This is a genomic window from Providencia sp. PROV024, assembly GCF_032709665.1.
Lineage (GTDB): Bacteria > Pseudomonadota > Gammaproteobacteria > Enterobacterales > Enterobacteriaceae > Providencia > Providencia huashanensis.
On the sequence record NZ_CP120546.1, the window covers coordinates 197,844 to 218,971 of the forward strand.

Below are 21,128 nucleotides of genomic sequence, written 5' to 3' on the forward strand. Positions count from 1 at the left end.
CGTATCCTTATCCGTTATTCGTCACCGTAGATGACGGTGTCAACGCCGTAGTTCCAGAAGCCAATTGCGTTGCTTGCGACCGGATTTGGGCTCGTTACAATACGGGCATTCTGGAACGCTTCGCGCACGGCCTGCTCATAATAAGGAGCTCCACCACCAGCGGTCACAATGATGTGAATAGCCCCTAACGCACGGACATTTTTGCGCAATTCTTTTACTACGCCACCAGCGATTTGCGGAATAACTTTGCTTAGCAGCGGTTTTACTTCAATGTGGCGGGCACCATTGAAGAACGAAGCCGCATCTTTGCGTAACGCAATTTCGACCATTTCAGGAAGATCATCACGCCGCTCATGCGGGTTTTCTTCATTGAGAGTGCGAACAATTCCTTCAATGATCGTGCTGGTGGCTTTCAGTGAAGAGCCGCTGGAGCCCATCACGCGGCTACCATTACTGAAGGCCACATAGTCCATCGAGAAAAAACCAGGGTCGATGACCAGAATATTAGATTCTGACAGTTCATCTTCACTGATAAAGCCTTCGCGGTTCGCGACATCGTTGATAACACCAACACCTTGCGGGATTACCATCACTTGCTTGACCGTCACTTTTGTGGACGGATTAATCGTGAATGTACCTGTCAACCTGGCGACCAACTTGGAGCGCTCGTTATCATCACTGGCGAGCCTTACAGGCAAACCAGTTACCAACAGGTCAATGGTGCTACCGACCTTCTCGGCAATTTTTGCCAACGAGCCAAAGTACAGCGCCAAGTACATTTCCGTGGTGTGATAACTGTCATGTAGTTCACGCCCATCTGGACGATCAGTAAATGCTCGCCACATGTTTCCGTTCGGGTAGACGGTGACTTCGTGGTCACGATTGCGCTTCACCAGATTTACATCCTCTTCTTCTTCCGTGGTGGCATACGCTGGGAAGATTGAGACGTCTGGTACAGAAGCAAAAGCATCGCCAGTCGCAATTTTGACGTTGCTATAACCAATGTCCACACCACATACGATCGCGTTTTTCTTACTCATTTGTTAACCTTTTATTAACACAATTACAGCTTGTGATACCCTTCCGTCCCCCCCATCCTTGCCACTTCATGCTGCTAACAAAGTGAGACAGTCGAGATATCACCCCGAAAAATTCGTTCGCCCCGAGACAATCGGAGCACATCATAGCCATTCGAAAATCACAAAACATCCTTTTTCATCGACAAAACGAGGACGAAAAAGGACATGATTTACGGCTATATTTAGCCAATTTTTAAGGCCAGATTTAGCCTTCATTCATGGCCTTTTTTATCCCTGATTTACGGCTAGATATGGCCGTAAATCAGGGCTATCGACTTAAAAATAATTCTTGTTTTTGGTACGGATTACCCCTCTCGTTTTATCATGGGGATAACCGCTGACGAAATTAACTAACCCAAATACAGGTCAGAAACTCACCGATTGAACCAAATTATTTTGAGTGGCAACACCTGCTAATCTTCATCTCTTTTCCACGATGTTTCGGCTGTTACCAGGATAGATTTTGATGGGACGATTTCGATCGCAAGCCGGAAAAGCGCCTCGTTTCGGGGACGAAAAACCTTGAGTTGATGTGCTGTTTTAGTGCTTAGTGTGCCTGGTGACTGGATTACGTAACGACTATTGAACTCTTATGCCTTTCTTTTCGCCATAAGAGTGTTAATCAAGGGAAATGCCACAAGATCACTCTGCTGCCATATTATATACGGGGTTAGTTAAAAGGCAGTGATTTAGCCTCTTTGCCCCCCAAAATCGCAGTCTTGCTCAAAAAGGTATTTTCATGTGTTCACCCAACAACTCTGATGCCTTTCTTTTCGCCATGAGAGTGCAAAAGAAGAGAAACAGTCCATGAGATCACTAAGGCGGCGTAATAATATTACCGCTTTTTTTGGGGGGGCTGAGTTTTTGAACCTATTTAGGGTGTTTTTGCTTTAGCCGGAAGAGATCTCATGTGGGGTAATAATAGGGGTTCCGTTTTTTTGGTCTTTTTGAATTTTTAAAGTGAGGGTAACTCTATGGATGTGGAAAGCTACATCAAGCATCTGGAGGAAAGCGTCAAAGCCTTGGACAGATCGGCTGATGTTTTGACTGCCGAAGCAACGACGCTGAGAGAAGATTTTTGGAAGCTGGCAACGGCCGGTGGTGAAAAAGCGCATTACTCATTCAACGTTGTTAAGCAGGGTCCATCCGTTCGGATCCGCTGGGCGAGGATGACTCCATTGCGAAAGGCGGGAGGGGAAATTGCAAGGGTGGTTCCGAAGTATTTGAAAGTGAACAAAGGGGAAAGCTATCCAGCGAAAGTTTTCACGGATGCTACACCCCGTGAATTGACGCTCATTGTTACTTACGAACCGCAGCTGAGTTTGATCCGTTCTGAGATGAAAAAGAACCGGGCAATTCGCCAGCTGTTATCCCGGCGGATAACAGAGAGTAGGAAGCAGCTTTAGCGTGGGGTTATAGCTGCGTAAACAAAACGACCGGTATGGTTAAAATCAACTCAAGAGGAATGTTGAGAATGTCTCACGAAAACGTTAACAGACACGCAACAATTGCAATCAGTGAAGTGTGCGCAAATTTCACCCGCAACCTGGGTACAAAACACGAAGAGTTACTTTGGGGACTAAAGGCGACCCATGAAGTTTTGGACGGTACTGTCGAAACGGTAATGACAATGGCGAATCACAAAAAGATCGCGGCCGTTAAGGTGTTGGCTGATACCAATAGTGATCTGGCTGCACTTGAAGTATTTGCGAAGGGTCTGCAACGCAACACTCTGGTGTATATCCATCATGCTGATGAATGGGATCAGGACGTTCTCTTGAAGGTGATGGCATTGTTCGGGGCGAGGGAATCGAAATGCATGCTGGGCTTCACTGAGCCTTCACGCTTGTGCTTCGGGATTTACATGTTCCTGGTCAGCTATCAAGTTGATGCTGAGAACAAGGTCTCCCGCTGGTCTCTCAATATGAGCGCGCCAATCCATGAGCTTGCCTCTATGAGCTAACTTAACGCATCGCCATAGCACATCTGAAGCCGGGCACCGTCCCGGTTTTTTACGCCTAATTTTAAACACGTCTCCCTCTGTAAAGTGAGCCTTCAGGCGATCAGTTAGTGAGCCTTTAGGCGACTCTCGGGCTTTCAACGGGCGCTGGGGTATCAAGAATGAATTCGGGATGGCCGGGTTTGTTTTTTTTGCGGTGACTATTTGCGATCGGGAAAGGTGGGAAGGTAAACGAAACAAGAAGGAGCGATTTTGTTTTTGTTTTGTTCTCGATGTGAATGTAATTCGGGTAAACAAAGTGAGAATGAGGTACGGAAATGGCGCTTTGTTTTTTCTCAGGGATTGCGGGCAATGATATGGGTGGGATTGTTTAGGGTGTTGAGTTAGAGCACTTCGCGGGTCGCGGATGGCGGGTTCAGTATGAGGTTTAGATGAGCAGGATGCCTCGAATGATTTTCCTCCGGGGGTTGTTGAGGGGTGTGAATGCATTTTGGATTTTTGGAGTGAGTTTCCTCCGGGGGTTTTGGGGTTTTTTACGGTTTATTCCACTGGGGGTGTTAACGGATTTGGTTTTGAGTCCGTCCCAAAACGGGCGCAAAACGAGGCCGATAACCTTTGCCTGATTTTTTTGGCTCCCGTACTCTTTGAGTCGTTTCTCGGGTGTGAAAGAGGGTTCAGCTTTCCACCCGGTTATTTGAGAAGGAAGCCCTGAGGGAGAGTTTTGGGGGTCCCCATAGTTCACGCTGTTGAAAAGTGTGGAGCCGAGCTTGTCGGATGCGGCGGAATTGCCACAGAGCGATCGGCGCAACGAGCATCTGGGGTGGGAGAGCGCACAGAGGTAGTTGCGTTGACGTTGAGCCTGGCGCTGGTGGATGAGATAGGTTTGGTGAAGTTACTTTGTGATTTCGCGGGCAAGGCATTCAGTGACGAAATTGGATACTCATCATTGGCTTCGTTAAGCAATTTCGTCACGGAGCGTATGGGTCTTAATATTCATCTGGTGATGTTGTGTCACAAGGTGGGTCACTCTGTCGGGGGCGAAGAAAGTGGCTTTATCGCGATTTGGTGATGAGGCTGGGCAGGGTTTTAAAGTTCTGAGTTTTGCTCTCGTTATCCGTGGGGGATGTCGAGGGCTCAAGTGATTGGATTGGCCGATCACGAACTAACAATCAACGAGGGGTAAGCATGAGCATCGAAGCGGCAAAGGCACCGAGTGAGTCTGGATTGTTTGGCACTAAAATACCGGCACCGGGATCTCTGTACTGGTTTAACGTATCGTTACTGTTTCTGGTTGTGGCGGGGATGAATGCCCTGGCTGATGGAGCGTTTCCGAGCCTGTTTATCTGTTTCGCTTTATTTGGTTGCGCGGTGTATGGGTGGCTAAGGCCATTGACAAACGGAGAGCAACGTTTGGTATCCGTTTCTGGTTTTCTGTGTTACGCCGGTTGCATGTGGGCGATCATGAACATTCAGCAGCATGTACTGCATGAACCAATTGGGTTTACTGGAACCATGTGTGTGGTGTTGAGCTCGTTCGTCGGGTTCTATCTGGGTCGCTATACCCGGATTGGGCGTTTCTCGTTGAAGCCTCTGACCGAGGAATAACGCGAGCAATATGCTGGATTTGAAACCGCCTTCACTTGGGCGGTTTTTTCATTTTGGGAACCGTGAACAGGAAAATAACTTGTTGTTCTCCTGTGAGGGGTTGGCCGAGAGAATCGCTGGCAAGTTGTGTTAATCCCGCTTTGTCGGAGGGTGCTTGGTGGTAGGATTGACCACAGACAAGAAAACGACACAGGAGAAGCGTATGGAGTTGGCAGGCAAGGTAAAAACGGCAAATGGTTATGCGCATGTTTCAGTGGAAGCGAGCTTCAGCCGATCGGTACATGGTGAACAAGTAGAGTTTCTGGTTACCCGCTCCATGAATGACCATCACCTGGTGGTCACCCATAAGCTGTCTGGCCGCATGGTGTGCCCGATCGACTTCCTGGCAACGGCATTGGAAGGGGCTGAGTTAGCGGGCCGTAAAGCGCTGGACTCGTTCTTGTTTGGTGTTGGGGAAAAACGTTTTATCGACGCCGTGAGTCGCTCCACGGCGTCGTAAAGTAGATCGGAGAAGGATCGGGATCCCTTCTCATTCGCCATGAAAACGTCTCAGGGCGACTTTTTGATTTAAATCCACATACGATTGCACTGGAAACAAAGAAACGCCTCTGGGAGCCGCTGAGGCGTTTTTAGCACATTTTAAGATCCCTTGGTTCAGTATCACTACATAGGGTGGAATTATGTCTGGGTGTATCCATGCAGTACATAGCAAAAAGCGGATTGAAGCCACCAGCGACGTGAGTACCATCCTCGAACGACTGGAGTCAGTAGGCATTGTGGTTGAGTATCAGTGCCGGGAAGGTTACTGCGGTTCGTGCCGAGTGTCTTTACTGGCCGGTACGGTGGAGTATGTGACTAAGCCCCTGGCCTTTGTGAATCCAGGCGAAGTGTTGCCTTGTTGTTGTCGTCCCCGAACTGACGTTGAGCTGGATATCTAATCGCTTCCGTCTGTTCCGTTCGATAATTCATACACGATATGATTAAGCGCCACCAGCAACAGTGGCGTTTTTTTCTGGTATCTCTCATACGTAATCAAGCGCTCTCACTTACCCAAAAAAGACGTTCTACTGTGGCCGCTCGCTATTCGTCAGCCAAATGCACCGTGCTAGCTTTGTTTTAAGATTAACAACCGGAGTATTTACGATGGCACTCTACGACCCCTCTCAAGGTGTTCTCCTTTCCATCCGGGATGACCGCTTCAGTACCATTCGCCCAATCATGCGCCCAGTAGTTCTATTGGTCATTGCGGTGCTGGTGGTAAAGCTGTCTATGTGGATTAACGACGGCAGTTCCTCTATGCCGATGACATCACTCCCAGCCATTTCCTTCTCGCTGATCGGTAGTGGGGTATTGGTATTTGCTCTCTTTGTTATGCGTATACAGCGGCGTGCTCGCTATCACCTCTATCTCGATTCCATTCTGGAGGAACAAATCACATTGCAGGCCGGTGACATGGATGCTGATTCTCAAAGAGAGATTGAGGCCTGGCAACAAATTCAGAAGAGCAAAATCAGTCAGTAAGCAGTAAAGACCCGTTACAAGTTGGCTTTAAAATCTGCGCGTTAAAGCGTTTATGAAATCGGAGAGAAGATGACTTTGCCGAAGTACACTAAACAGCAGCTTGAATTCCTTCAGGCAGATACGTCTGGTAATTTGACTGTGTTGGAGCGGTCGCTGGTGGCGCAGTTGTTGGCAGCTATGCACGTACAAGTAAAACAAGGCTCCGCCCCGGATTGGATACTGACCCACAGCGGGAAACGTTTTTCGTTCCAAGATATCAACCCTGATGCGATTAATATTGAGGATATCGCGACGGCTCTGTCCAATATCTGTCGTTTTACCGGTCACCTGGATCAGCATTACAGCGTGGCTCAGCATTGCGTGCTGGTCAGCCATTTGGTTGAACCGCATCTTGCGTTCGAAGCCTTGATGCATGATGCCAGTGAAGCATACTGCGGTGATGTGAGCAGCCCTCTTAAAGCGCGCTTGCCGGACTACCGTGAAATCGAAGGTCGTGTCGATCGCGCTATTCGAGCAAAGTATGGTTTGCCGCTGGTGGAGTCGCCGGAGGTGAAAGTGGCTGATTTGCGTATGCTCGCAACTGAAATGAGTATGTTCGGCCGACATGGTGCCCAGGCGTTTCCGGATCCCGCTAAATATCCACCAGCGGATTTGATGGGGTTACGACTTCTCCCGGCGGAGGAAGCCCGCGTTGCTTTCCTTCAACGTTTCGAGTTGCTTTACCCTGGCGGATAACCCAAAAAAACAGAACCGAGGTATATCAGAAATGATATGCTTCGGCAGATTATAATCCCAACAGGTTAATATCCAATGAAAAGATTGCTTATTTTATTGTCGCTGACCCTTGCGTTACCTACATTGGCTCAAGCTACTACGGCTGAGGGTGAGTTGCCAAAACTGCATCTGAACGAAGAGAACGAGCACATCGCTCGCAAGGTTGCATTTGATTATTTAGCAAATGCAAAGATTTTCATTTCCCAGGGTACGGTTTCTAAAGACACGTTAACCTATGAAGCCATCATTGCAGACCAGAGATGTACCATTGAAATGGAGTTAGAGACCCTCCCGGTTCAGCGCTGGCTCGTCAAAAAGCTCGACTGCAAAAACTGAGATCTGCTGCGCCATTCATATCGGCAGACCTAAGCATGATGTGGTTTGCCAATCTCTTTGCAATTAATCCCCGTTTTAACACCTTCCAAATTTGTCGTCCTTTTAACTTCGTCAGCGGTAAAGGTCATGGTTAACTATTAACACAAAAATAATTAACACATGGAGTTACAATGTTAAATCTGATTGCTCACCTGGCAGAAAGTGGTCATCAAGTTTGGTTCGGTGAAAACGATACTGTGACGGTGACACAGGTTCGTGGTGATTCGCGAGTGGTTCTTGAAAGCATCCTCGCTAAGGAACCAGCGGCCATCCTGAATCTGTTATCCCGTTATGGGGCTAGCGTTAAGGCTGTAGATGATAAACTGCTTATCTGGCGTGACGTAGATGGTGATGACTGGGCCTGCGATCGTGGTCACCTCTATCGTGGCATCAGAGGTGAATATGGTGTTCGCTGGGAAGTGAAGCTGATACATGGCATCAATATCCACTCCCCATTCGATGCCGTGTTCTGGTTTGCTATACCTTGGGCGTCCCGCGTTGATGTGAACGTCCATTTCTCTATCGGTAATTCGCTCCTGGTTGCCGCTCCGGCTTACATCACCCTGAGCGGCCAGTTGGACAAAGAACAAGTTATGGCCTGGGTGAAACTTTCCGGAATGCAAAATGCCACCAGCATTACCGAACGGTAATACGCCATCTAAACTATGGGGGGATCTCCCCCATTCTGTTTTGCCCTCCCCTCTCAAAAAAATATCTTTTTTTCCTTCGATTCGCTTCGTCAGCGGTTACCCGTGGGTGATACTGTTTTTAGAGGCAGTAAACAAAACGAATAACAGTTATCGAGGTCATTACTATGAACGCTATCAACCAAAAACCAAAACGCCCGAGCCAGACTCCGGCTCAGTTCATGCGCATAGCAAACGAGTCCGACCTGTTCAAGAAAGGTCGCACGTTGTGGTACCACTACAGCAGCAGCTTTGGTTATGAGCGTGAGCTGGTTCGTTCTAACACTCAGCGCCTGGCGCATGGCAGTGGTCTGCCGGTCTCGTTCGTTGAGCGTGCCATCAACCATTATCTGACCCACTGATCCACCAGCGTAAGGACAAAAGCGATGAGCGCAATCAACGGTACATACTGGGTCAAGAACGGCCACACATTTGGTTATACCTTTCCTGAGCAACCGAACATCTTAGGCGTTCTGGCAAGCAAGCCGCAGTTAGGTGCGTGCCTGTCTATGGAGCCGCAGCTGATCACCCCATCGGATGACATGCGTAAGGCCACCGTGCAGGACTTCGATTTTTTCCGCGTTGTCGTCCCTTCGGACTTCAAGCCTGAATAAAACCCTCGGTGCTCTTCGGGGCACCCTGCATTGAGAGTTACCTCCATGATTGACGAACTGAAGGGCCTGATCGTAATGCTCCTGGAAGATGCAACGCGTATTCAGCAGTTGGAACCAAACGCCGGAACATCGGCACGCATTCAAGCCGCTAAAAAAGCCTTGGCCTCTGGAGTATTCGACACACTGTTAATGCTGGTGGCTTCCAATTATCGCTTAGCAATTGCAGAAGCTGGGTATGAGTATGTCATTGGCGCTGATGGTTCGCTGATTGTCAGGGATCCTGTCCAATGCAGTAACGGTGCTTTCAAGTGGGTGGAGCACAAAGACGTTGTTCTGCGTAGCAACGATGATGCTATGCAATTCCTCATTGAGCGAAGTTAGGGGGTAGGTATGTTTCCTCAGGGTATAGAGGTGCGCGCACACCGTTACACTCAGGCGGGTGGCAAGCGCATGGTGCAATACAGCACCCCAGGCACCAATGGTTGGCTGATCACTAACGGCAGCGTAAGTGACTTGGCAGATGTACAGTCACGGCACAATGCTTTGCTAATACATGCCCGCGATAACGGCCTATTGGTGAAATCCCTACACTGATTAGCCATTTCAAAACTCGATACCCTGCCCGAACGCGCGTCGAGCGGGGTATGTCTGCTTGCCAATTTTGCGGCCAAGAGTTTGGCTCTGGTTTTCCTGGGGAATGGGATGAAAGGGCGCGTATTTTTTATCGTGATTCACTTCGTCAGCAGTTCGGGTCGTGTGAGAATTTAATGAGTAAACAAAACAAATAACACGAGGAAAACCGATGCATACTTTAGCTGAGTTGTTACGTTACGCAGGTATCACTTCCCATAAACGTACCCTGCTATCCATCCGTCAGCACACGACCAATTGGGGTCGCTCCGGTCGCGGTGTGCGTCAGAAGCCTCGTTACACGGTCTGGTACGACACCGAAGACAATAACGACCGTATTGTCTTTACCTTCGATGCTGTGCTTAACCTCAAACGTACCGCGCCGGAAAAGCTGGCGGATATCGATATTCAAATCAGTCATTACAGTGGCTGGGATCCCGTGAAGCGCAGATTGACCGTCACCCACCCAGAACGCTACCTGAAGGTCGATGGCATGGTTGAAGGTGGCGGTGAGAAGACCAAAGCCCTCTGGCAAGAAATCATCGCGCTGACTGAAGGCATGGAACGTGACGATAAACTGAGTTCGTATGAGATCACGTTCCTCGCAGCTTAATTGACTGACGACTGACCGCTCCGGCGGTCACTCCCCCTTCCCTATACCAATAACGAGGCAATAATGGGATATGAGATAATCATCACCTCTGACGAGGAACAAGCTGTTTTCGATTCACTCTTGGCAAGCGCGCTTACGGGTGTGGCATCTACCCTTTGGGACAATAACCGTCCATCGGGGCCGAGGGATAGCGAAGCGGCTAACGTGGCATTCAATCTTGCTGAAGAAGCCTTTAAACTCAGACAGGCATATTGCCGTCGAGCGTAATTGTATCGCCTCCGGTTACGGGGGCTAATTTCCCAATCTGAGGAATTTGTATGAATTTCGGCACTCGTGAGTACCTGATCAATTATCTGATGAGCAATTTCAAAGAAGGCCAGATGATTGCCATCGATACACTGACGCTCGAAAACGTCGCGGATGTTGCTTCTGACCTTTCCCTGGAACGCGCCCTTACTCCAGCCGAACAGGTACAGGTGCTGAATGCGGTAGTCAGTGATTATGATGTGAATACTGGGGCTGGCTTTGACCATATTCGCAAAGAGATCGCAGCTCTGGGTATTGCCCAACAGGACGGTGACAAATGAAAAAGGGGCTGCGCAAATTTTACTGCACACTGCCAAATGGCAAAGTGCAAGAAGCGGAACTGACGTGGAAAGCTACCCATGCTGTTGCCTGCCGAACTGGAGAGCGTGACTGGTATGCGCACTCGTGGTGCTCTGCAAAATCTGCGGCGTTGCGCTGTGTCGAGTTAACGCAAAAGGAACAGGGCGCTGAAGTTGAGATCTTGGTCGTTAAAGAAGTTCCACCCGCTGCGTAGCGAGTGAATCAAGTCGCGTGAGGTAGAACAATGCTGATACTTACAACCGATCTCATTCCTGATATTTATGCCATACAAAAAATTCATGGGATGGTTCAAGTCATCGCTAATTTTGAAGCCAATAGGCGGGGAGTGATACCGTCAAGGCAAGCTCGCGTCGCATTGGAGGAATTAAGTGCGGCTGCATCCGAGGCGTCAAATGGCGAGGCGAATGCCGTGTACGGTGTTAAAGCAACACCACTCCTGAACGGCGGCATGCTGTATATCGGAACTGCGGTAACCCTCAAGTGATGCAGCGGTAATAAATATGTTTTTTTCATCCTTTTGCCTTCGTCACCGGTTGGTGCTGGTGGATACTGGAAGTCCAACAACTGATAACACAAACGAGGATACACCATGTCTCTGAACCCAACTCTGGTCGCGATGTTCATCTTCAGCAGCTTCAACGAAACCCGCGTCCCACTCATCGTGAATGATGACACCGCGCAGGAACGTATCGACTTCAACGTTGCTGGTGGTGGTGAAATCGAATGTGCCGATTGGATCCGTGAACTGGCTATCGACATCGTTGAAGAGTGCGATGAGACCTTCACCGGGAAAGAAGGGCCGGGCATCTGGTATTACGAAGTGGCTGAAGTTATCGGCGCTAAGATCGCGAACGATGCTAACGAGGGGCACGTTTACCAATGTGACATCGTTAAGTTCGCGCTGGAGCAAACCACCAGCTGGGTTAACTCCTAACGTCCATCCACCAGCCGCCTGCGGGCGGCTTCATTTTATCTGCCGGGAACTCTGCTATGGTCATTAGCAAACTGAAGGTGGGCGATACCGTATGGTCTATCACTCGCCACAAACTGGGGAGCACGAATATTCCCACCGTGTCTGTACACCCTGTCCTGATCGTCGAGGTCAATGAGACCAGTGTTATCGCAAGCTGGAATCACAACAAGCCGAAGCCGTTTGGCTTGAACTCCATCAAGGGATGGAAAAAAGAGAAACCTGTTCTGATCAAGGGGTTGTTTGGTAGTCAGCGCCTTGCCACAAGAGCGGAAGTCGCTGCGTTACAGACTCAATAATTCGTCAAACGTACATTCCCTCTCAAACACAGTAATGCCAGTGCATTGGAGGGGGTGACCTATCTTTTAAATGTGAAAACAACCCCCTTGTTCGCCAACCCCCACCCTGACATTCACGATGCGAATATTTAATAATTGTGCATTACAATGCACTTTTACCTTGTCTTGCGCTCAATTTGCATTAATAATAATGAAAAACAATTAGAGGGCTATTTATGTCAATTCTTGATCAAATCCTGGTCATCGGCCAGCGAATGAAAGCCGAGCAAATTTCTCTGAAAGAATCCATCACCGAAGCCAATACCATCAAGGTCACTGATGAGCAGGTAGATGGCTTAGATAGACTCATTTATAACCATTGCCTGAACAAAACGATGCTCGCTGATTTCTTCGGCAAGTCACGTAATACGTTCACTAAAATTCTGACCGAGTTACAAGATCAGAAAATTATTGGTGAGCCTATCTTCCAAAACAAAAACCACCTTTACACACGATTTGACGTGCAGGCCATCATGAATGAGTTGGGCGCGCCCCGTTACTCCGACATGTATGAGTCTCGGGTTATCGTCGTTGAAAACCACAAAGGTGGTACAGGCAAAAGTACCACGACCGCGACGATCGCCTTGGCGTCAGCTTTGGATTTAAATCTGAACGCGCGTTGCTGCATCATTGACCTTGACCCCCAAGGGTCTATCGGTAACAACCTGATCCGCTCCACCAGCGAAGATGATATCTATCTGACTATCACTGATGTGCTGTTAGCCGAATACGAGCCTGAGGGTGATTTCTCACAGTACATCAACGCCGGTTACTCAGAAGCGGACATCATTGCCAACATTCCGTTTAGCACTCACCTGCCAAATATGGACGTCATCACGGCCTTCCCTACTGATGACCGTTTTACTGATACCTATTGGCGGTTGAACAAGGAAGAGCGCAATACGCTTTTAACGCGCTTTAGAGATGTTGTTATCCCTGTGCTGAAACAGCATTACGACCTAATCTTCATCGACACCCCACCGCAGGACTCACCAATTATCTGGTCTACGAACGAAGCCGCCGACGCCCTTCTCGTTCCTATCACTCCGCGTGAATATGACTTTGCATCCACGACGAACTACATGTTGACGATCGGCGCTCGTCTGCAACAACTTCCATCCAGGGGTGAAAACATCAAATGGATGAAGGTGCTGGCTGTTAATGTCGATGATAAAAGCCAGCACGAAGTTCGCACTCTGAATAAGCTGGTGCGAACTGTGCAGGACAAGTTTATGACTACGAACATCAAACACTCTGAAGCGTTTGTTGCTGCGGCCGAACGAGGCCGCACCGTCTTGGATATCAAGAAGTCAGAAGACCTGTGCCCTGCAAAACAATTTGACATGGCAGAAATGTCAGTCACTTCTGTGTATCAGCAATTTATTAATGAAATCAAAAGTTTTTCGGCGAAAAGTGAGAAATAAAAATGACCGACGTAGAAAGAGGCACAAGCAAGGATATGTATCTGGGTGCAGGCAAGCGAACCGGCTTTGAGCAAAAAAGCGGATTACCACCACTGCGGGGTGCAGGCGCACCTAAGAGAACATTCACCTTAAAAGATGGCCGTAAAGTCGATGCCGAGCATGTTGTCGTTCCTGGCAGTAAAGTATCTGAGCAAACAGTGGTTCACGCCCTCAACCCACGCAACCAGGAAGCGCTCGACGAGAACTCCATGCGTGACATCCTTGAGCAGATCAGGGAAAGAGGGGTGGATACCGAAGGTATCGCTGTCCGCGTAGATGGAATCTATCAACTCATTGAAGGTAGCCGACGCCGCTACTGCTGTGAAAAGCTATCAGCTGATTTACCGCTGTGGGTATTACCAAACGATATCTCAAACGAAGATATCTTCTCTATCATCAGCGCCGCACAAAGCTCTCGCAAATTCTCGTATCGCGAAGTTGGTATGCAGTATTTGAAACTGATGGAAGAGAATGGTTTCACGACCAATGAGGAACTTGCGCAGCATATCGGCATTAGTACCGAGTCTGTCCGTAAGCGGATTCAAGCTGCCCAAATCGACCCTCGCCTGATCGCTCTGTTCCCAGATTGCGAAGGTATCCCGAATACTTTCTATAGCCGTTTAGCGAAGGTGCAGGGTTCGGCGAAGAAGGAAATGATCGACATTGGTGAGCTGTGCCAGGAAGTCCAAGACAACCGTAAGGACAAGCCTGTTGAGAATATTCAGGAGACGCAGAAAGATATCCTGGAAGAAGTAGCCACTATGTTGGAAATCATGGCTGATAAAGCGAAGCCCGCCGCTGCATGGAAAACATCTGATATTGTCGCATTCGAGAACAAGGATCAGTATGCACGAATCAGTTACAGTGGTAACGGCCGGAAAGTCCGCTTTGAGTTTAACAGGCTCAATCAAAAAGTCGTCGAAGACATAGAGCGTCTGATACGTCTGAAGCTAACAAAAAGTCTTCAGGAAGACAGTGAGTAAGTTCTTTTCTAAGCCACCTACCCCGGTGGCTTTTTCTTTACAGCCCTCCCCTCCCCTCATTTCCTGTAGCAAAAACCATTTTTTTCGCCAAAAAAACCAAAGTTTAAAATCGCTTAATAAACAGCGTGTTACGATAGAATATCAACTAAAGCAGAAGAAAAACCAATAAAAACCACCCCCTTGTTCGCCAAAACAAAAAACACCTCCATCCCCCTTCGTCAACTGTAGAACTGCTGGATAATAGAACTCAATACCGCCCTTACTCGTGGATTAAAAATGCAGATCTCAAAGACAACCCATAGCTTTGCCGAGCGTCGCGGTTTGGAACTGACGACCGAAAACAACGACGGTACCGAGTTGCTGTGTATTTGGGAAACCAATAACGATTGGGAGTGGATTTGCAGCTTCCAACCAACTCAAGATCAGCTGGTATTCTTCGGTAATATCTACCTGCCCCAGGAATGCCTGAACGCCATCCCGGCTATCATCGCCGATGAAACTCAGCTGCGTGCGGTGCTCACCAAAATTGCCGAATCACTGAAAACCAAATCCTGACGCTGGAAAGGAAAATCATGAAGACGTGGACGCCGAACGAGAACATCACACAGGTCATTCTGGCATTTGGGCCTCCGGACATTGAAAAGTTTCTGCCAAAATGGGATCTCATCCCTGACGAATTCAAACAGGGAAAGAACCCCTGGATTGCATTCATTGAGCGTTGGTTTTACCACGGGCTTGAATGCCCACCAGCAGCCAAGGAAGGTGTCGAACTGAAATGGGCGCTGGCGCATATCGTGGTTATCCTGAAAAGCTTCGACCCGAAGCACGAACAAAAGATTGCCGGGTGCGCCTATCTTGCCTCGCTCTGGTTTGTGGAGTAAGTGAACTAAACCGCCTTTGTGGCGGTTTAATTTTGGATGTCACTTTGTCAGCGCTGGTGGTGCGATAAAATTAAATCAGTAAATAATAAATCTATGGGATAGAACGATGAGCAGCAAAACCAAATTGACCGCCGAAGAACAAACGGCAAAAGCATACAGCAACTTCCTGGAATCCAAGGGACTGAAGCCGCGTGCTGGTCAACAAGACATGATCCGCTTTTGCTCATCCATCATTACCAACATTCCCGAAGATAACGACAAGCCTATTGTCGGTGTAGTTGAAGCCGGTACCGGCACCGGTAAAACGCTGGGGTACTGCCTGCCGCTGATCCCGTTGGCGATGGAAAAGGGAAAGACTCTCGTTCTGTCTACAGCAACCGTGGCGCTTCAGGAGCAAGTTGTCGTTAAAGACCTGCCGGAAATCCAAAGCCAGGGCGGTCTTAAATTTTCATACGCTATGGCGAAAGGTCGTGGCCGTTACTTCTGCCGACTGCGCTACGATGCGCACGTCGATGCCGAGCATAATGCGTATGGTTACGTTCGCGACGACATGACGAGTCTGGGTAACGAATTCGCAAGTGGTGACTGGAATGGTGAGCGTGATACATATCCGCTGGAGCTTGCCGACAAATCCTGGAACAAAGTTAATGCGGTCGCCAGCCAGTGCCCTAAGATTAAATGCCCGCATTACAAAAACTGCCCCTTCTTTGCCGCGCGTAGCCGACTGGAAGAAGTCGATGTGGTGATAGCTAACCACGATATCGTTTTGAGCGATCTGTCTTTGGGTGGTGGTGTCATCCTGCCACCGCCGAAAGAAACCATCTACGTTTTCGACGAAGGCCATCACCTTACAAGTAAGGCCATTGAGCACTTTGCCGCAAATGCCTCGTTGGATAACACGGCGCGCTGGTTGGGTGACGTCAGTGACATGGTGATGGACATGCAGACCCCTTACGGTGAGAAGATGAATGACCACGTTTACAAGCTGGTGGCGCTGGCATCGGACACGGCTGCCGAGATGATGACAGTTCGCGGAACTCTTTTATCTTCACTCAACTTCCGGAACGACCACGGTAACATTGACGTCTATCGGTTCCCTGAAGGTGACGTACCCAATGATGTGCGCGCACTGTTTAAAAACGGGCTGTACCTGGCAAACCAAATGCAGAGTTTGGTTGAGAAAATGATAATCATCATTGATGAGGCAGGCGATAAAATTGTCGCTGAGGATAATGCCCGCCACAAAATGGCTATCGGTGATTTAAAGAACCGTGTAGAAAACTTGCTTGAAGCGATGAGTCGTTTTGCTGCCCCGGCGAAGAAAGGTGAGTTTGCAGTACCGGTAGCGCGCTGGGTAAACATCAAGCGTGACAATAAATCCGAGGTCATTATTCATAGCAGCCCAGTGCATGCTGGTGAGCAATTGGATAGAGAGCTGTGGAACGAAGCCTATGGGGTGATCATTACTTCAGCGACTTTGCGGACAATGGGCAACTTCAATGCCTACCTGAATGAAGCGGGTTTGAAAATGGACACGCCAACGTTGCTGGCGAGAAGCCCGTTCGACTACGAGAACAACGGTGTTCTGTTCGTACCCAGGATGCGCAGTACCCCAAAGAATGCCGAGGCGCATACCGATGAGCTGATCGAGTTGATGCCTAAGCTGATGTTACGGCGTAAAGGATGTCTGGTGCTGTTTTCATCCCGCAAGCAAATGACAGAGGTGTGTGAGGGTATGCCGGAGGACATCAAAGAGCACATCCTCATGCAGACCACGATGCCGAAAACGGAAATCGTTTCCCGTCATAAGCTGCGTATTGATCGTGGCGAGCCAAGCATTATCTTCGGCATGGCCTCTTTCAGTGAAGGCGTGGACCTGCCTGGGGATTACTGCGATAACGTGATTATTGCCAAGCTGCCATTTAGCGTACCGAGCGATCCGGTTAGTCAGACGATGACTGAGTGGATGGAGAAGGCGGGGCGTAACACCTTTGAAGAAATAACCGTTCCTCAGGCGTGTATCAAACTTATCCAGGCTGTGGGGCGACTCATCCGAACCGAGACCGATACAGGTGCAGTGACGATACTGGACTCTCGCATCAAGAACACACGGTACGGCCAGAACATTCTCGACTCGCTTCCGCCGTTTCGCCGTGTGATCAGATAGTGGTATCATTCGGTAAACAAAACGAATGAATAGGTGTGTAATGGAAAAGTATGAAAGTGTCATCACTGTGGTATTTCAGTTTGTAGGCAAAGTGCCCGCACCTTTTTCCACAAGCAGCCTGTTTGCCGAAAACCTACTGAAGGGCGAGAAACTGTGGAATGACCCTGGGACAGCAGGCAACCTGATGCTGCAAAAAATTCTGGCAGAGCAGGGCGCAGCCGATCACGACGATGGTAAAATTCATACTCGCACTACGGAGCTGAAAACACACGATGAACGTATGGCTTTCCAAAAGCTGGTGGGTTTACCGCCTTACAGCGATTTGACCAATGCCGTAGGTATCCTGATCGGTGGACTGGAGAAAGCAGGGCGGTTGATTAGTGTGAAAACCACTTCAGCCAGCCCGCTACCAAACGGGGAAACTATTATCTCTACCCGTGATGCACAACGTCGTTTGTTCTTCATGAACCAGCACGGGATATGCTTTACGGTAGATAGCCAGTTACTGATCGCTGTCGATAAACTGGAAGGAGCAAAGTTCTTCGCCACAGAAGAAGAGCTGGACGCTGCTGGTGTTAAGCTTTGGGGTGAGAATGGTACAGGTCGCTGGCGCGTGCTGGTGGCTCCGATCGGGGAAGAGATTTGCGGCCTCTTTGAATTCGGCGAGATGACGACCTTGGGTAAACGGCCGGAGGGCAGGATTAACGAACTGTCGTTGTAAGGCAAATCCCACTATGCATAGAAAGCACCTTTTTTGGTGCTTTTTTTGTTTTAGCTATTCGTCAGCGGGTGGAGTGGGATGATACTGATTGCAGGTAAACAAAACAAACAACATAAGGGAATCATCATGAAAACTCTTCTTGCTGCTCTGCGTGTTACTGATCAGGTTCAGCCTGATATTGCTATCCCGGCTTCAGGTAAAACTACTGGCTTTACCTACGACGCTGCCAAGATCGGTTCGTTCAAAGGTGAAACCATTGCTATTTATCCGGCCTGGTCAAAACCTAACTCACACGGCGCGGCCGGTAACCCAACTGAATTCTACGGTGGCTTGCCGCTGTATTCGACCAAGCTACTTGCCTATCAGGCACTGCGTAACGAAATCGAAAAGCGTTTCGCTGCACAGCTTCAGGCGATTGATAAACAGATCCTGGCACTGGAAGACCGTCCATAACCAATAGGGCAGGGGGGTTCCCCCTGTTTATGACAACCACCAGCTGAGGAACGAAAAATGAAAGAACAAGAACTGGTCACCAAAGCGGAACAGCTTATTCAGCGCAATGATGGTTCGCAGGCAAAAATTGTTGCTACGGCAATGTTTGGCGCTGGCCTGCACATGTCGGTCGATGTCTTCGTGCTTCGCCGCGATAGCGCTGACCAGAATTGGCAGCTTTGTAACGACAGGCCACATCCGGATTACAAAACCATGTCCCGTGAGGATTACGTTAAGTTCGGGCGCTCCGAAATGCTGCGCACAGTCACCGCTGGAGAACTGTTGAAGGTCACTGGGATGATCGGTCAACCACTTTCCAATTATCAGTAAAAGCACGGTTGCAGCGCCCCCCATTTTTCCACCAAACATCATGCGGGCCTGGCGTTTTAAAATACCAAAATAAAAGCATCTTTCGAGGTGCTTTTTTTATGTCAAATGCTTCGTCAGCCGTTGGGGGGAGGGGATACTGGTTGCAGGTAAACAAACTAACCGATAACAGGGGTCACCATGAAAGTCATTATCTTCAGCCTCCCAAATTGCCAGCCTTGCCGTATGACCAAAGAGCGCCTGGCCGCAAACGGTGTTGAGTTCGTAGAAGGCAGCATCGAAATTCATCGCGAGCTGTTCCGCAATATGGGCTTCAAGTCTGCGCCGGTTGTGCTGGTGGAGCCTGATGCAGGCGAAGCGGTGTCCTGGTCGGGTTATCGCCCCGATTGTATCAAGGCGCTGATTGACGGAAAGCCAGAAGGCGATGCTATCTCTGGTTATACCCGGATGTGTGTCATGATCGAGATGCGCGAGCCTGAACTGTTTTCGGCTCCTGGCGAAGCCAAGTAAGAAGGTGAATGCCGTGAGCTATCAAACCGTCGCAATCCCTCCAGCCTTAGGGCTTCAACCACCAAGCGGGGCTGACGTTGTCTTGCTCGCCGAGCTGACACAAGCGCTGGTGGATGCAAAAGTCGAAATGAAAGTGATGCTGGAGCCTATCAACTGGACGCCGCCTTCCGGCCGTCCGGTGATGTACCGACAGGACGCTATCGACGTACTGTTTAAAGCCGGGGTTCCTGTTGATGCGGGCGAAGTAGTGTCGGCCACCAGCAATGCCGTGCAGCCGATCGACGATGCCGAGCTGGAAGCGCTGCTGGATATGCGTGACGAAATGGCTGGCACAGATTCGTTTTACAAAGCGCTGGATGGCGCGCTGGATGGCATTCTGGCTCGCCTGTATGCCGCTGAACGTCAAACCAATCACTAAGAGTATCGATAATGACTGTACACGACTTTGTATCAGGAGCGAGTGGCATTTCACCCTTTGCCATTGTTATGTTGGCCTTTTTCATCCTCTTTTTCGTCGTAGCGTGCTGTATCCCTCGCCCATCATTGGGTCTGATGGTGGCGGGCGGAATTGCTGGGCTGGGTGCAATTGCCACAATTCTTTGGATTAACTTTGCTTAGACCTTAAGGCGATTTGTCATTAATGGGCCATTTAAACCAGATTTTATCGGCTATCGGTAAAACACCAGAAGGGCACGCTACCCTGGGTTATTTTCTTCTTGGGCTGATGAGTGTGATATTCGGTTGGGCCCTTTTTCAATTCAACAGCGAGAATGACATTCCTAAACGTTACCGCGTGATGTTGTCACTTTCTCTCTGTGCAATATGGCTGAGCATAGCCATAGAAATCATCGACCATCTCTGAGGAAAGTCGAATGTCACCAGTTCTGATGAACAGTTATTTTTGCGGTGCCGGGCTGATGGATATCGGCCTGAAGAATGCCGGTATTCAGATCGCCCAGTCTTTCGAACTGGACGAAGATGCCGTTAAGACCTATCGCCACAACCTGGGCGACCATATCAAACACTGCGATATCACACAGGAAATGGTGCTGGAGCAGGATAGCTGCCACGGCATGTCGTTTACCTATCCCTGTACGAAGTATTCGACGATCGGCGACATCCACGGCACGCGAACGGGTGATGAGCTATTCCTTCACGCACTGCGCCACCTGGCTGTCGCCCGGCCTGAGTTCTATGTCATTGAAAACGTGCCGGGCATGCAGGCTTTCCCGGTCGTTATGGAAGCCATGACCAAGCTGGCGGGCTATTTCATTCAGGTATTCTGCCCCGTGAAATCTGAGCTGTGGGTACCGCAGCGTCGGCACCGCCTGATCATCATTGGCACACGACGCCCGTTCGATATCCGCCCGCCGGAAAATACGCGCCCAATCCCCCTCAGCGCGATTTTAGAGGATAACCCGGATGTTCGTATCCCTAAGTCGGTAGAAACACGCCTACAGGGCGGATATCGCGATTTACCCATCATTAGCGACCCGGCCAAAGACGATATCGCGCCGACGTGTGTAGCTCACTATGCAAAGGATAAATCGACACGATTAGTCGTTGATAAACGTTTCCCTCTGGGAGCGCGTCCGTATTCAGTGCGTGAATATGCACGTTTGCAAGGGGTTCCAGACTGGTTTGAATTCCCGGTATGCGATACCTCCGCGTATAAGCAGATCGGTAACGGTGTCAGCACCTACGTCGGCGAGTGGGTAGGGATTGAGATGATCCGCTACATGGCGCAGGTTAGCGATAAGTTTTCCCTCATTCATTAACCCTGGAGAAAAAG

At 49.3% G+C, this 21,128-nt stretch carries 35 protein-coding genes; 34 read left to right on the forward strand and 1 reads right to left on the reverse strand.

Annotated features, from left to right (window positions below; genetic code table 11):
• Positions 1–14: 14 nt before the first annotated feature.
• Entirely contained in the window at positions 15–1,040 is a 1,026-nt protein-coding gene (locus P3L56_RS22145; RefSeq protein WP_042847207.1) for a ParM/StbA family protein, read from the reverse strand.
• Between the two features lie 1,013 nt (positions 1,041–2,053).
• On the opposite strand from P3L56_RS22145, the gene mobI reads away from it, so the two are divergent.
• The 34 genes from mobI to P3L56_RS22315 all read left to right on the forward strand — a co-directional run bounded on the left by mobI (position 2,054) and on the right by P3L56_RS22315 (position 21,114).
• Positions 2,054–2,485: a conjugative transfer protein MobI(A/C) gene (gene mobI, locus P3L56_RS22150; RefSeq protein ID WP_042847206.1), complete on the forward strand. Its 432-nt coding sequence runs from the start codon at positions 2,054–2,056 to the stop codon at positions 2,483–2,485.
• A 68-nt stretch (positions 2,486–2,553) separates the two neighbouring features.
• Positions 2,554–3,042 (forward strand): hypothetical protein, encoded by a 489-nt coding sequence (locus P3L56_RS22155; RefSeq protein WP_042847204.1) that lies wholly within the window; start codon positions 2,554–2,556, stop codon positions 3,040–3,042.
• A gap of 1,182 nt (positions 3,043–4,224) precedes the next feature.
• A complete protein-coding gene (locus tag P3L56_RS22160) occupies positions 4,225–4,644 on the forward strand; it encodes a hypothetical protein (RefSeq protein ID WP_042847197.1) in 420 nt (139 codons plus the stop codon).
• A gap of 202 nt (positions 4,645–4,846) precedes the next feature.
• Positions 4,847–5,143 carry a hypothetical protein gene (locus tag P3L56_RS22165; protein ID WP_042847195.1) on the forward strand — a complete coding sequence of 99 codons (297 nt, stop codon included), beginning with the start codon at positions 4,847–4,849 and terminating at the stop codon, positions 5,141–5,143.
• Between the two features lie 181 nt (positions 5,144–5,324).
• Complete coding sequence (gene yfaE, locus P3L56_RS22170; RefSeq protein ID WP_080750913.1) at positions 5,325–5,582, forward strand: class I ribonucleotide reductase maintenance protein YfaE; 258 nt, start codon at positions 5,325–5,327, stop codon at positions 5,580–5,582.
• Between the two features lie 205 nt (positions 5,583–5,787).
• On the forward strand, positions 5,788–6,165 hold the full coding sequence (locus P3L56_RS22175; protein WP_042847192.1) for a hypothetical protein: 378 nt from the start codon (positions 5,788–5,790) through the stop codon (positions 6,163–6,165).
• Between the two features lie 177 nt (positions 6,166–6,342).
• Positions 6,343–6,900, forward strand: a complete 558-nt coding sequence (locus tag P3L56_RS22180; RefSeq protein WP_052219409.1) for a hypothetical protein — start codon at positions 6,343–6,345, stop codon at positions 6,898–6,900.
• Between the two features lie 75 nt (positions 6,901–6,975).
• The gene (locus tag P3L56_RS22185) at positions 6,976–7,275 is read left to right on the forward strand and encodes a hypothetical protein (protein WP_042847189.1); all 300 of its coding nucleotides are present in this window, start codon (positions 6,976–6,978) and stop codon (positions 7,273–7,275) included.
• A gap of 170 nt (positions 7,276–7,445) precedes the next feature.
• Positions 7,446–7,964: a hypothetical protein gene (locus P3L56_RS22190; RefSeq protein ID WP_042847185.1), complete on the forward strand. Its 519-nt coding sequence runs from the start codon at positions 7,446–7,448 to the stop codon at positions 7,962–7,964.
• Positions 7,965–8,128: 164 nt separating this feature from the next.
• On the forward strand, positions 8,129–8,362 hold the full coding sequence (locus P3L56_RS22195) for a hypothetical protein (protein ID WP_162762200.1): 234 nt from the start codon (positions 8,129–8,131) through the stop codon (positions 8,360–8,362).
• Positions 8,363–8,386: 24 nt separating this feature from the next.
• Positions 8,387–8,614 (forward strand): hypothetical protein, encoded by a 228-nt coding sequence (locus tag P3L56_RS22200; RefSeq protein ID WP_042847181.1) that lies wholly within the window; start codon positions 8,387–8,389, stop codon positions 8,612–8,614.
• Between the two features lie 45 nt (positions 8,615–8,659).
• A complete protein-coding gene (locus tag P3L56_RS22205; protein ID WP_042847179.1) occupies positions 8,660–8,995 on the forward strand; it encodes a hypothetical protein in 336 nt (111 codons plus the stop codon).
• Between the two features lie 30 nt (positions 8,996–9,025).
• A complete protein-coding gene (locus P3L56_RS22210; protein ID WP_162762199.1) occupies positions 9,026–9,208 on the forward strand; it encodes a hypothetical protein in 183 nt (60 codons plus the stop codon).
• A gap of 50 nt (positions 9,209–9,258) precedes the next feature.
• The gene (locus P3L56_RS22215) at positions 9,259–9,402 is read left to right on the forward strand and encodes a hypothetical protein (RefSeq protein ID WP_162762198.1); all 144 of its coding nucleotides are present in this window, start codon (positions 9,259–9,261) and stop codon (positions 9,400–9,402) included.
• A 14-nt stretch (positions 9,403–9,416) separates the two neighbouring features.
• Positions 9,417–9,857 carry a hypothetical protein gene (locus P3L56_RS22220; protein ID WP_042847174.1) on the forward strand — a complete coding sequence of 147 codons (441 nt, stop codon included), beginning with the start codon at positions 9,417–9,419 and terminating at the stop codon, positions 9,855–9,857.
• Positions 9,858–9,920: 63 nt separating this feature from the next.
• The gene (locus tag P3L56_RS22225) at positions 9,921–10,124 is read left to right on the forward strand and encodes a hypothetical protein (protein WP_042847172.1); all 204 of its coding nucleotides are present in this window, start codon (positions 9,921–9,923) and stop codon (positions 10,122–10,124) included.
• Positions 10,125–10,174: 50 nt separating this feature from the next.
• On the forward strand, positions 10,175–10,444 hold the full coding sequence (locus tag P3L56_RS22230; RefSeq protein WP_042847169.1) for a hypothetical protein: 270 nt from the start codon (positions 10,175–10,177) through the stop codon (positions 10,442–10,444).
• On the forward strand, positions 10,441–10,677 hold the full coding sequence (locus P3L56_RS22235; RefSeq protein WP_042847168.1) for a hypothetical protein: 237 nt from the start codon (positions 10,441–10,443) through the stop codon (positions 10,675–10,677). Before P3L56_RS22230 ends, P3L56_RS22235 begins: the two co-directional genes overlap by 4 nt.
• A 30-nt stretch (positions 10,678–10,707) precedes the next feature.
• Positions 10,708–10,968, forward strand: a complete 261-nt coding sequence (locus P3L56_RS22240) for a hypothetical protein (protein WP_042847166.1) — start codon at positions 10,708–10,710, stop codon at positions 10,966–10,968.
• 105 nt (positions 10,969–11,073) lie between these two features.
• Positions 11,074–11,418: a hypothetical protein gene (locus P3L56_RS22245; RefSeq protein ID WP_042847164.1), complete on the forward strand. Its 345-nt coding sequence runs from the start codon at positions 11,074–11,076 to the stop codon at positions 11,416–11,418.
• Positions 11,419–11,474: 56 nt separating this feature from the next.
• Positions 11,475–11,753 carry a hypothetical protein gene (locus tag P3L56_RS22250; RefSeq protein WP_042847162.1) on the forward strand — a complete coding sequence of 93 codons (279 nt, stop codon included), beginning with the start codon at positions 11,475–11,477 and terminating at the stop codon, positions 11,751–11,753.
• Positions 11,754–11,968: 215 nt separating this feature from the next.
• The gene (locus tag P3L56_RS22255; protein WP_042847160.1) at positions 11,969–13,216 is read left to right on the forward strand and encodes a ParA family protein; all 1,248 of its coding nucleotides are present in this window, start codon (positions 11,969–11,971) and stop codon (positions 13,214–13,216) included.
• A gap of 2 nt (positions 13,217–13,218) precedes the next feature.
• The gene (locus P3L56_RS22260; protein ID WP_042847158.1) at positions 13,219–14,238 is read left to right on the forward strand and encodes a ParB family protein; all 1,020 of its coding nucleotides are present in this window, start codon (positions 13,219–13,221) and stop codon (positions 14,236–14,238) included.
• A gap of 276 nt (positions 14,239–14,514) precedes the next feature.
• Entirely contained in the window at positions 14,515–14,793 is a 279-nt protein-coding gene (locus P3L56_RS22265; RefSeq protein ID WP_166268101.1) for a hypothetical protein, read from the forward strand.
• A gap of 17 nt (positions 14,794–14,810) precedes the next feature.
• Positions 14,811–15,119 carry a hypothetical protein gene (locus tag P3L56_RS22270; protein ID WP_042847153.1) on the forward strand — a complete coding sequence of 103 codons (309 nt, stop codon included), beginning with the start codon at positions 14,811–14,813 and terminating at the stop codon, positions 15,117–15,119.
• A 106-nt stretch (positions 15,120–15,225) separates the two neighbouring features.
• The gene (gene dinG / locus P3L56_RS22275; RefSeq protein WP_072035186.1) at positions 15,226–17,286 is read left to right on the forward strand and encodes an ATP-dependent DNA helicase DinG; all 2,061 of its coding nucleotides are present in this window, start codon (positions 15,226–15,228) and stop codon (positions 17,284–17,286) included.
• Positions 17,287–17,326: 40 nt separating this feature from the next.
• Positions 17,327–18,007 carry a hypothetical protein gene (locus P3L56_RS22280; protein ID WP_200129378.1) on the forward strand — a complete coding sequence of 227 codons (681 nt, stop codon included), beginning with the start codon at positions 17,327–17,329 and terminating at the stop codon, positions 18,005–18,007.
• A gap of 78 nt (positions 18,008–18,085) precedes the next feature.
• Positions 18,086–18,460 (forward strand): hypothetical protein, encoded by a 375-nt coding sequence (locus P3L56_RS22285; RefSeq protein ID WP_042847151.1) that lies wholly within the window; start codon positions 18,086–18,088, stop codon positions 18,458–18,460.
• A 57-nt stretch (positions 18,461–18,517) separates the two neighbouring features.
• On the forward strand, positions 18,518–18,829 hold the full coding sequence (locus tag P3L56_RS22290; protein WP_042847150.1) for a hypothetical protein: 312 nt from the start codon (positions 18,518–18,520) through the stop codon (positions 18,827–18,829).
• 177 nt (positions 18,830–19,006) lie between these two features.
• Positions 19,007–19,336: a glutaredoxin domain-containing protein gene (locus P3L56_RS22295; RefSeq protein ID WP_052219372.1), complete on the forward strand. Its 330-nt coding sequence runs from the start codon at positions 19,007–19,009 to the stop codon at positions 19,334–19,336.
• 13 nt (positions 19,337–19,349) lie between these two features.
• Positions 19,350–19,754, forward strand: coding sequence for a hypothetical protein (locus tag P3L56_RS22300; protein ID WP_042847149.1), 405 nt, complete (start codon positions 19,350–19,352; stop codon positions 19,752–19,754).
• 11 nt (positions 19,755–19,765) lie between these two features.
• Positions 19,766–19,954, forward strand: coding sequence for a hypothetical protein (locus P3L56_RS22305; RefSeq protein WP_042847147.1), 189 nt, complete (start codon positions 19,766–19,768; stop codon positions 19,952–19,954).
• 22 nt (positions 19,955–19,976) lie between these two features.
• A complete protein-coding gene (locus tag P3L56_RS22310; protein ID WP_042847145.1) occupies positions 19,977–20,198 on the forward strand; it encodes a hypothetical protein in 222 nt (73 codons plus the stop codon).
• 10 nt (positions 20,199–20,208) lie between these two features.
• Positions 20,209–21,114 (forward strand): DNA cytosine methyltransferase, encoded by a 906-nt coding sequence (locus tag P3L56_RS22315; protein ID WP_080750912.1) that lies wholly within the window; start codon positions 20,209–20,211, stop codon positions 21,112–21,114.
• Positions 21,115–21,128 lie beyond the last annotated feature (14 nt).

What these genes read in the sequence shown, in the direction of transcription:
- P3L56_RS22295 (WP_052219372.1), top strand. Translation starts at nt 19,007, where the DNA reads ATGAAAGTCATTATCTTCAGCCTCCCAAATTGCCAGCCTTGCCGTATG.
- P3L56_RS22315 (WP_080750912.1), top strand. Translation starts at nt 20,209, where the DNA reads ATGTCACCAGTTCTGATGAACAGTTATTTTTGCGGTGCCGGGCTGATG.
- P3L56_RS22240 (WP_042847166.1), top strand. Translation starts at nt 10,708, where the DNA reads ATGCTGATACTTACAACCGATCTCATTCCTGATATTTATGCCATACAA.
- P3L56_RS22220 (WP_042847174.1), top strand. Translation starts at nt 9,417, where the DNA reads ATGCATACTTTAGCTGAGTTGTTACGTTACGCAGGTATCACTTCCCAT.
- P3L56_RS22225 (WP_042847172.1), top strand. Translation starts at nt 9,921, where the DNA reads ATGGGATATGAGATAATCATCACCTCTGACGAGGAACAAGCTGTTTTC.
- P3L56_RS22255 (WP_042847160.1), top strand. Translation starts at nt 11,969, where the DNA reads ATGTCAATTCTTGATCAAATCCTGGTCATCGGCCAGCGAATGAAAGCC.
- P3L56_RS22245 (WP_042847164.1), top strand. Translation starts at nt 11,074, where the DNA reads ATGTCTCTGAACCCAACTCTGGTCGCGATGTTCATCTTCAGCAGCTTC.
- P3L56_RS22305 (WP_042847147.1), top strand. Translation starts at nt 19,766, where the DNA reads ATGACTGTACACGACTTTGTATCAGGAGCGAGTGGCATTTCACCCTTT.
- P3L56_RS22175 (WP_042847192.1), top strand. Translation starts at nt 5,788, where the DNA reads ATGGCACTCTACGACCCCTCTCAAGGTGTTCTCCTTTCCATCCGGGAT.
- P3L56_RS22260 (WP_042847158.1), top strand. Translation starts at nt 13,219, where the DNA reads ATGACCGACGTAGAAAGAGGCACAAGCAAGGATATGTATCTGGGTGCA.
- P3L56_RS22250 (WP_042847162.1), top strand. Translation starts at nt 11,475, where the DNA reads ATGGTCATTAGCAAACTGAAGGTGGGCGATACCGTATGGTCTATCACT.
- P3L56_RS22235 (WP_042847168.1), top strand. Translation starts at nt 10,441, where the DNA reads ATGAAAAAGGGGCTGCGCAAATTTTACTGCACACTGCCAAATGGCAAA.
- dinG (WP_072035186.1), top strand. Translation starts at nt 15,226, where the DNA reads ATGAGCAGCAAAACCAAATTGACCGCCGAAGAACAAACGGCAAAAGCA.
- P3L56_RS22205 (WP_042847179.1), top strand. Translation starts at nt 8,660, where the DNA reads ATGATTGACGAACTGAAGGGCCTGATCGTAATGCTCCTGGAAGATGCA.
- P3L56_RS22190 (WP_042847185.1), top strand. Translation starts at nt 7,446, where the DNA reads ATGTTAAATCTGATTGCTCACCTGGCAGAAAGTGGTCATCAAGTTTGG.
- P3L56_RS22290 (WP_042847150.1), top strand. Translation starts at nt 18,518, where the DNA reads ATGAAAGAACAAGAACTGGTCACCAAAGCGGAACAGCTTATTCAGCGC.
- P3L56_RS22200 (WP_042847181.1), top strand. Translation starts at nt 8,387, where the DNA reads ATGAGCGCAATCAACGGTACATACTGGGTCAAGAACGGCCACACATTT.
- P3L56_RS22180 (WP_052219409.1), top strand. Translation starts at nt 6,343, where the DNA reads ATGCACGTACAAGTAAAACAAGGCTCCGCCCCGGATTGGATACTGACC.
- yfaE (WP_080750913.1), top strand. Translation starts at nt 5,325, where the DNA reads ATGTCTGGGTGTATCCATGCAGTACATAGCAAAAAGCGGATTGAAGCC.
- P3L56_RS22265 (WP_166268101.1), top strand. Translation starts at nt 14,515, where the DNA reads ATGCAGATCTCAAAGACAACCCATAGCTTTGCCGAGCGTCGCGGTTTG.
- P3L56_RS22160 (WP_042847197.1), top strand. Translation starts at nt 4,225, where the DNA reads ATGAGCATCGAAGCGGCAAAGGCACCGAGTGAGTCTGGATTGTTTGGC.
- mobI (WP_042847206.1), top strand. Translation starts at nt 2,054, where the DNA reads ATGGATGTGGAAAGCTACATCAAGCATCTGGAGGAAAGCGTCAAAGCC.
- P3L56_RS22195 (WP_162762200.1), top strand. Translation starts at nt 8,129, where the DNA reads ATGAACGCTATCAACCAAAAACCAAAACGCCCGAGCCAGACTCCGGCT.
- P3L56_RS22165 (WP_042847195.1), top strand. Translation starts at nt 4,847, where the DNA reads ATGGAGTTGGCAGGCAAGGTAAAAACGGCAAATGGTTATGCGCATGTT.
- P3L56_RS22285 (WP_042847151.1), top strand. Translation starts at nt 18,086, where the DNA reads ATGATACTGATTGCAGGTAAACAAAACAAACAACATAAGGGAATCATC.
- P3L56_RS22155 (WP_042847204.1), top strand. Translation starts at nt 2,554, where the DNA reads ATGTCTCACGAAAACGTTAACAGACACGCAACAATTGCAATCAGTGAA.
- P3L56_RS22310 (WP_042847145.1), top strand. Translation starts at nt 19,977, where the DNA reads ATGGGCCATTTAAACCAGATTTTATCGGCTATCGGTAAAACACCAGAA.
- P3L56_RS22145 (WP_042847207.1), bottom strand. Translation starts at nt 1,040, where the DNA reads ATGAGTAAGAAAAACGCGATCGTATGTGGTGTGGACATTGGTTATAGC.
- P3L56_RS22270 (WP_042847153.1), top strand. Translation starts at nt 14,811, where the DNA reads ATGAAGACGTGGACGCCGAACGAGAACATCACACAGGTCATTCTGGCA.
- P3L56_RS22215 (WP_162762198.1), top strand. Translation starts at nt 9,259, where the DNA reads ATGTCTGCTTGCCAATTTTGCGGCCAAGAGTTTGGCTCTGGTTTTCCT.
- P3L56_RS22280 (WP_200129378.1), top strand. Translation starts at nt 17,327, where the DNA reads ATGGAAAAGTATGAAAGTGTCATCACTGTGGTATTTCAGTTTGTAGGC.
- P3L56_RS22185 (WP_042847189.1), top strand. Translation starts at nt 6,976, where the DNA reads ATGAAAAGATTGCTTATTTTATTGTCGCTGACCCTTGCGTTACCTACA.
- P3L56_RS22230 (WP_042847169.1), top strand. Translation starts at nt 10,175, where the DNA reads ATGAATTTCGGCACTCGTGAGTACCTGATCAATTATCTGATGAGCAAT.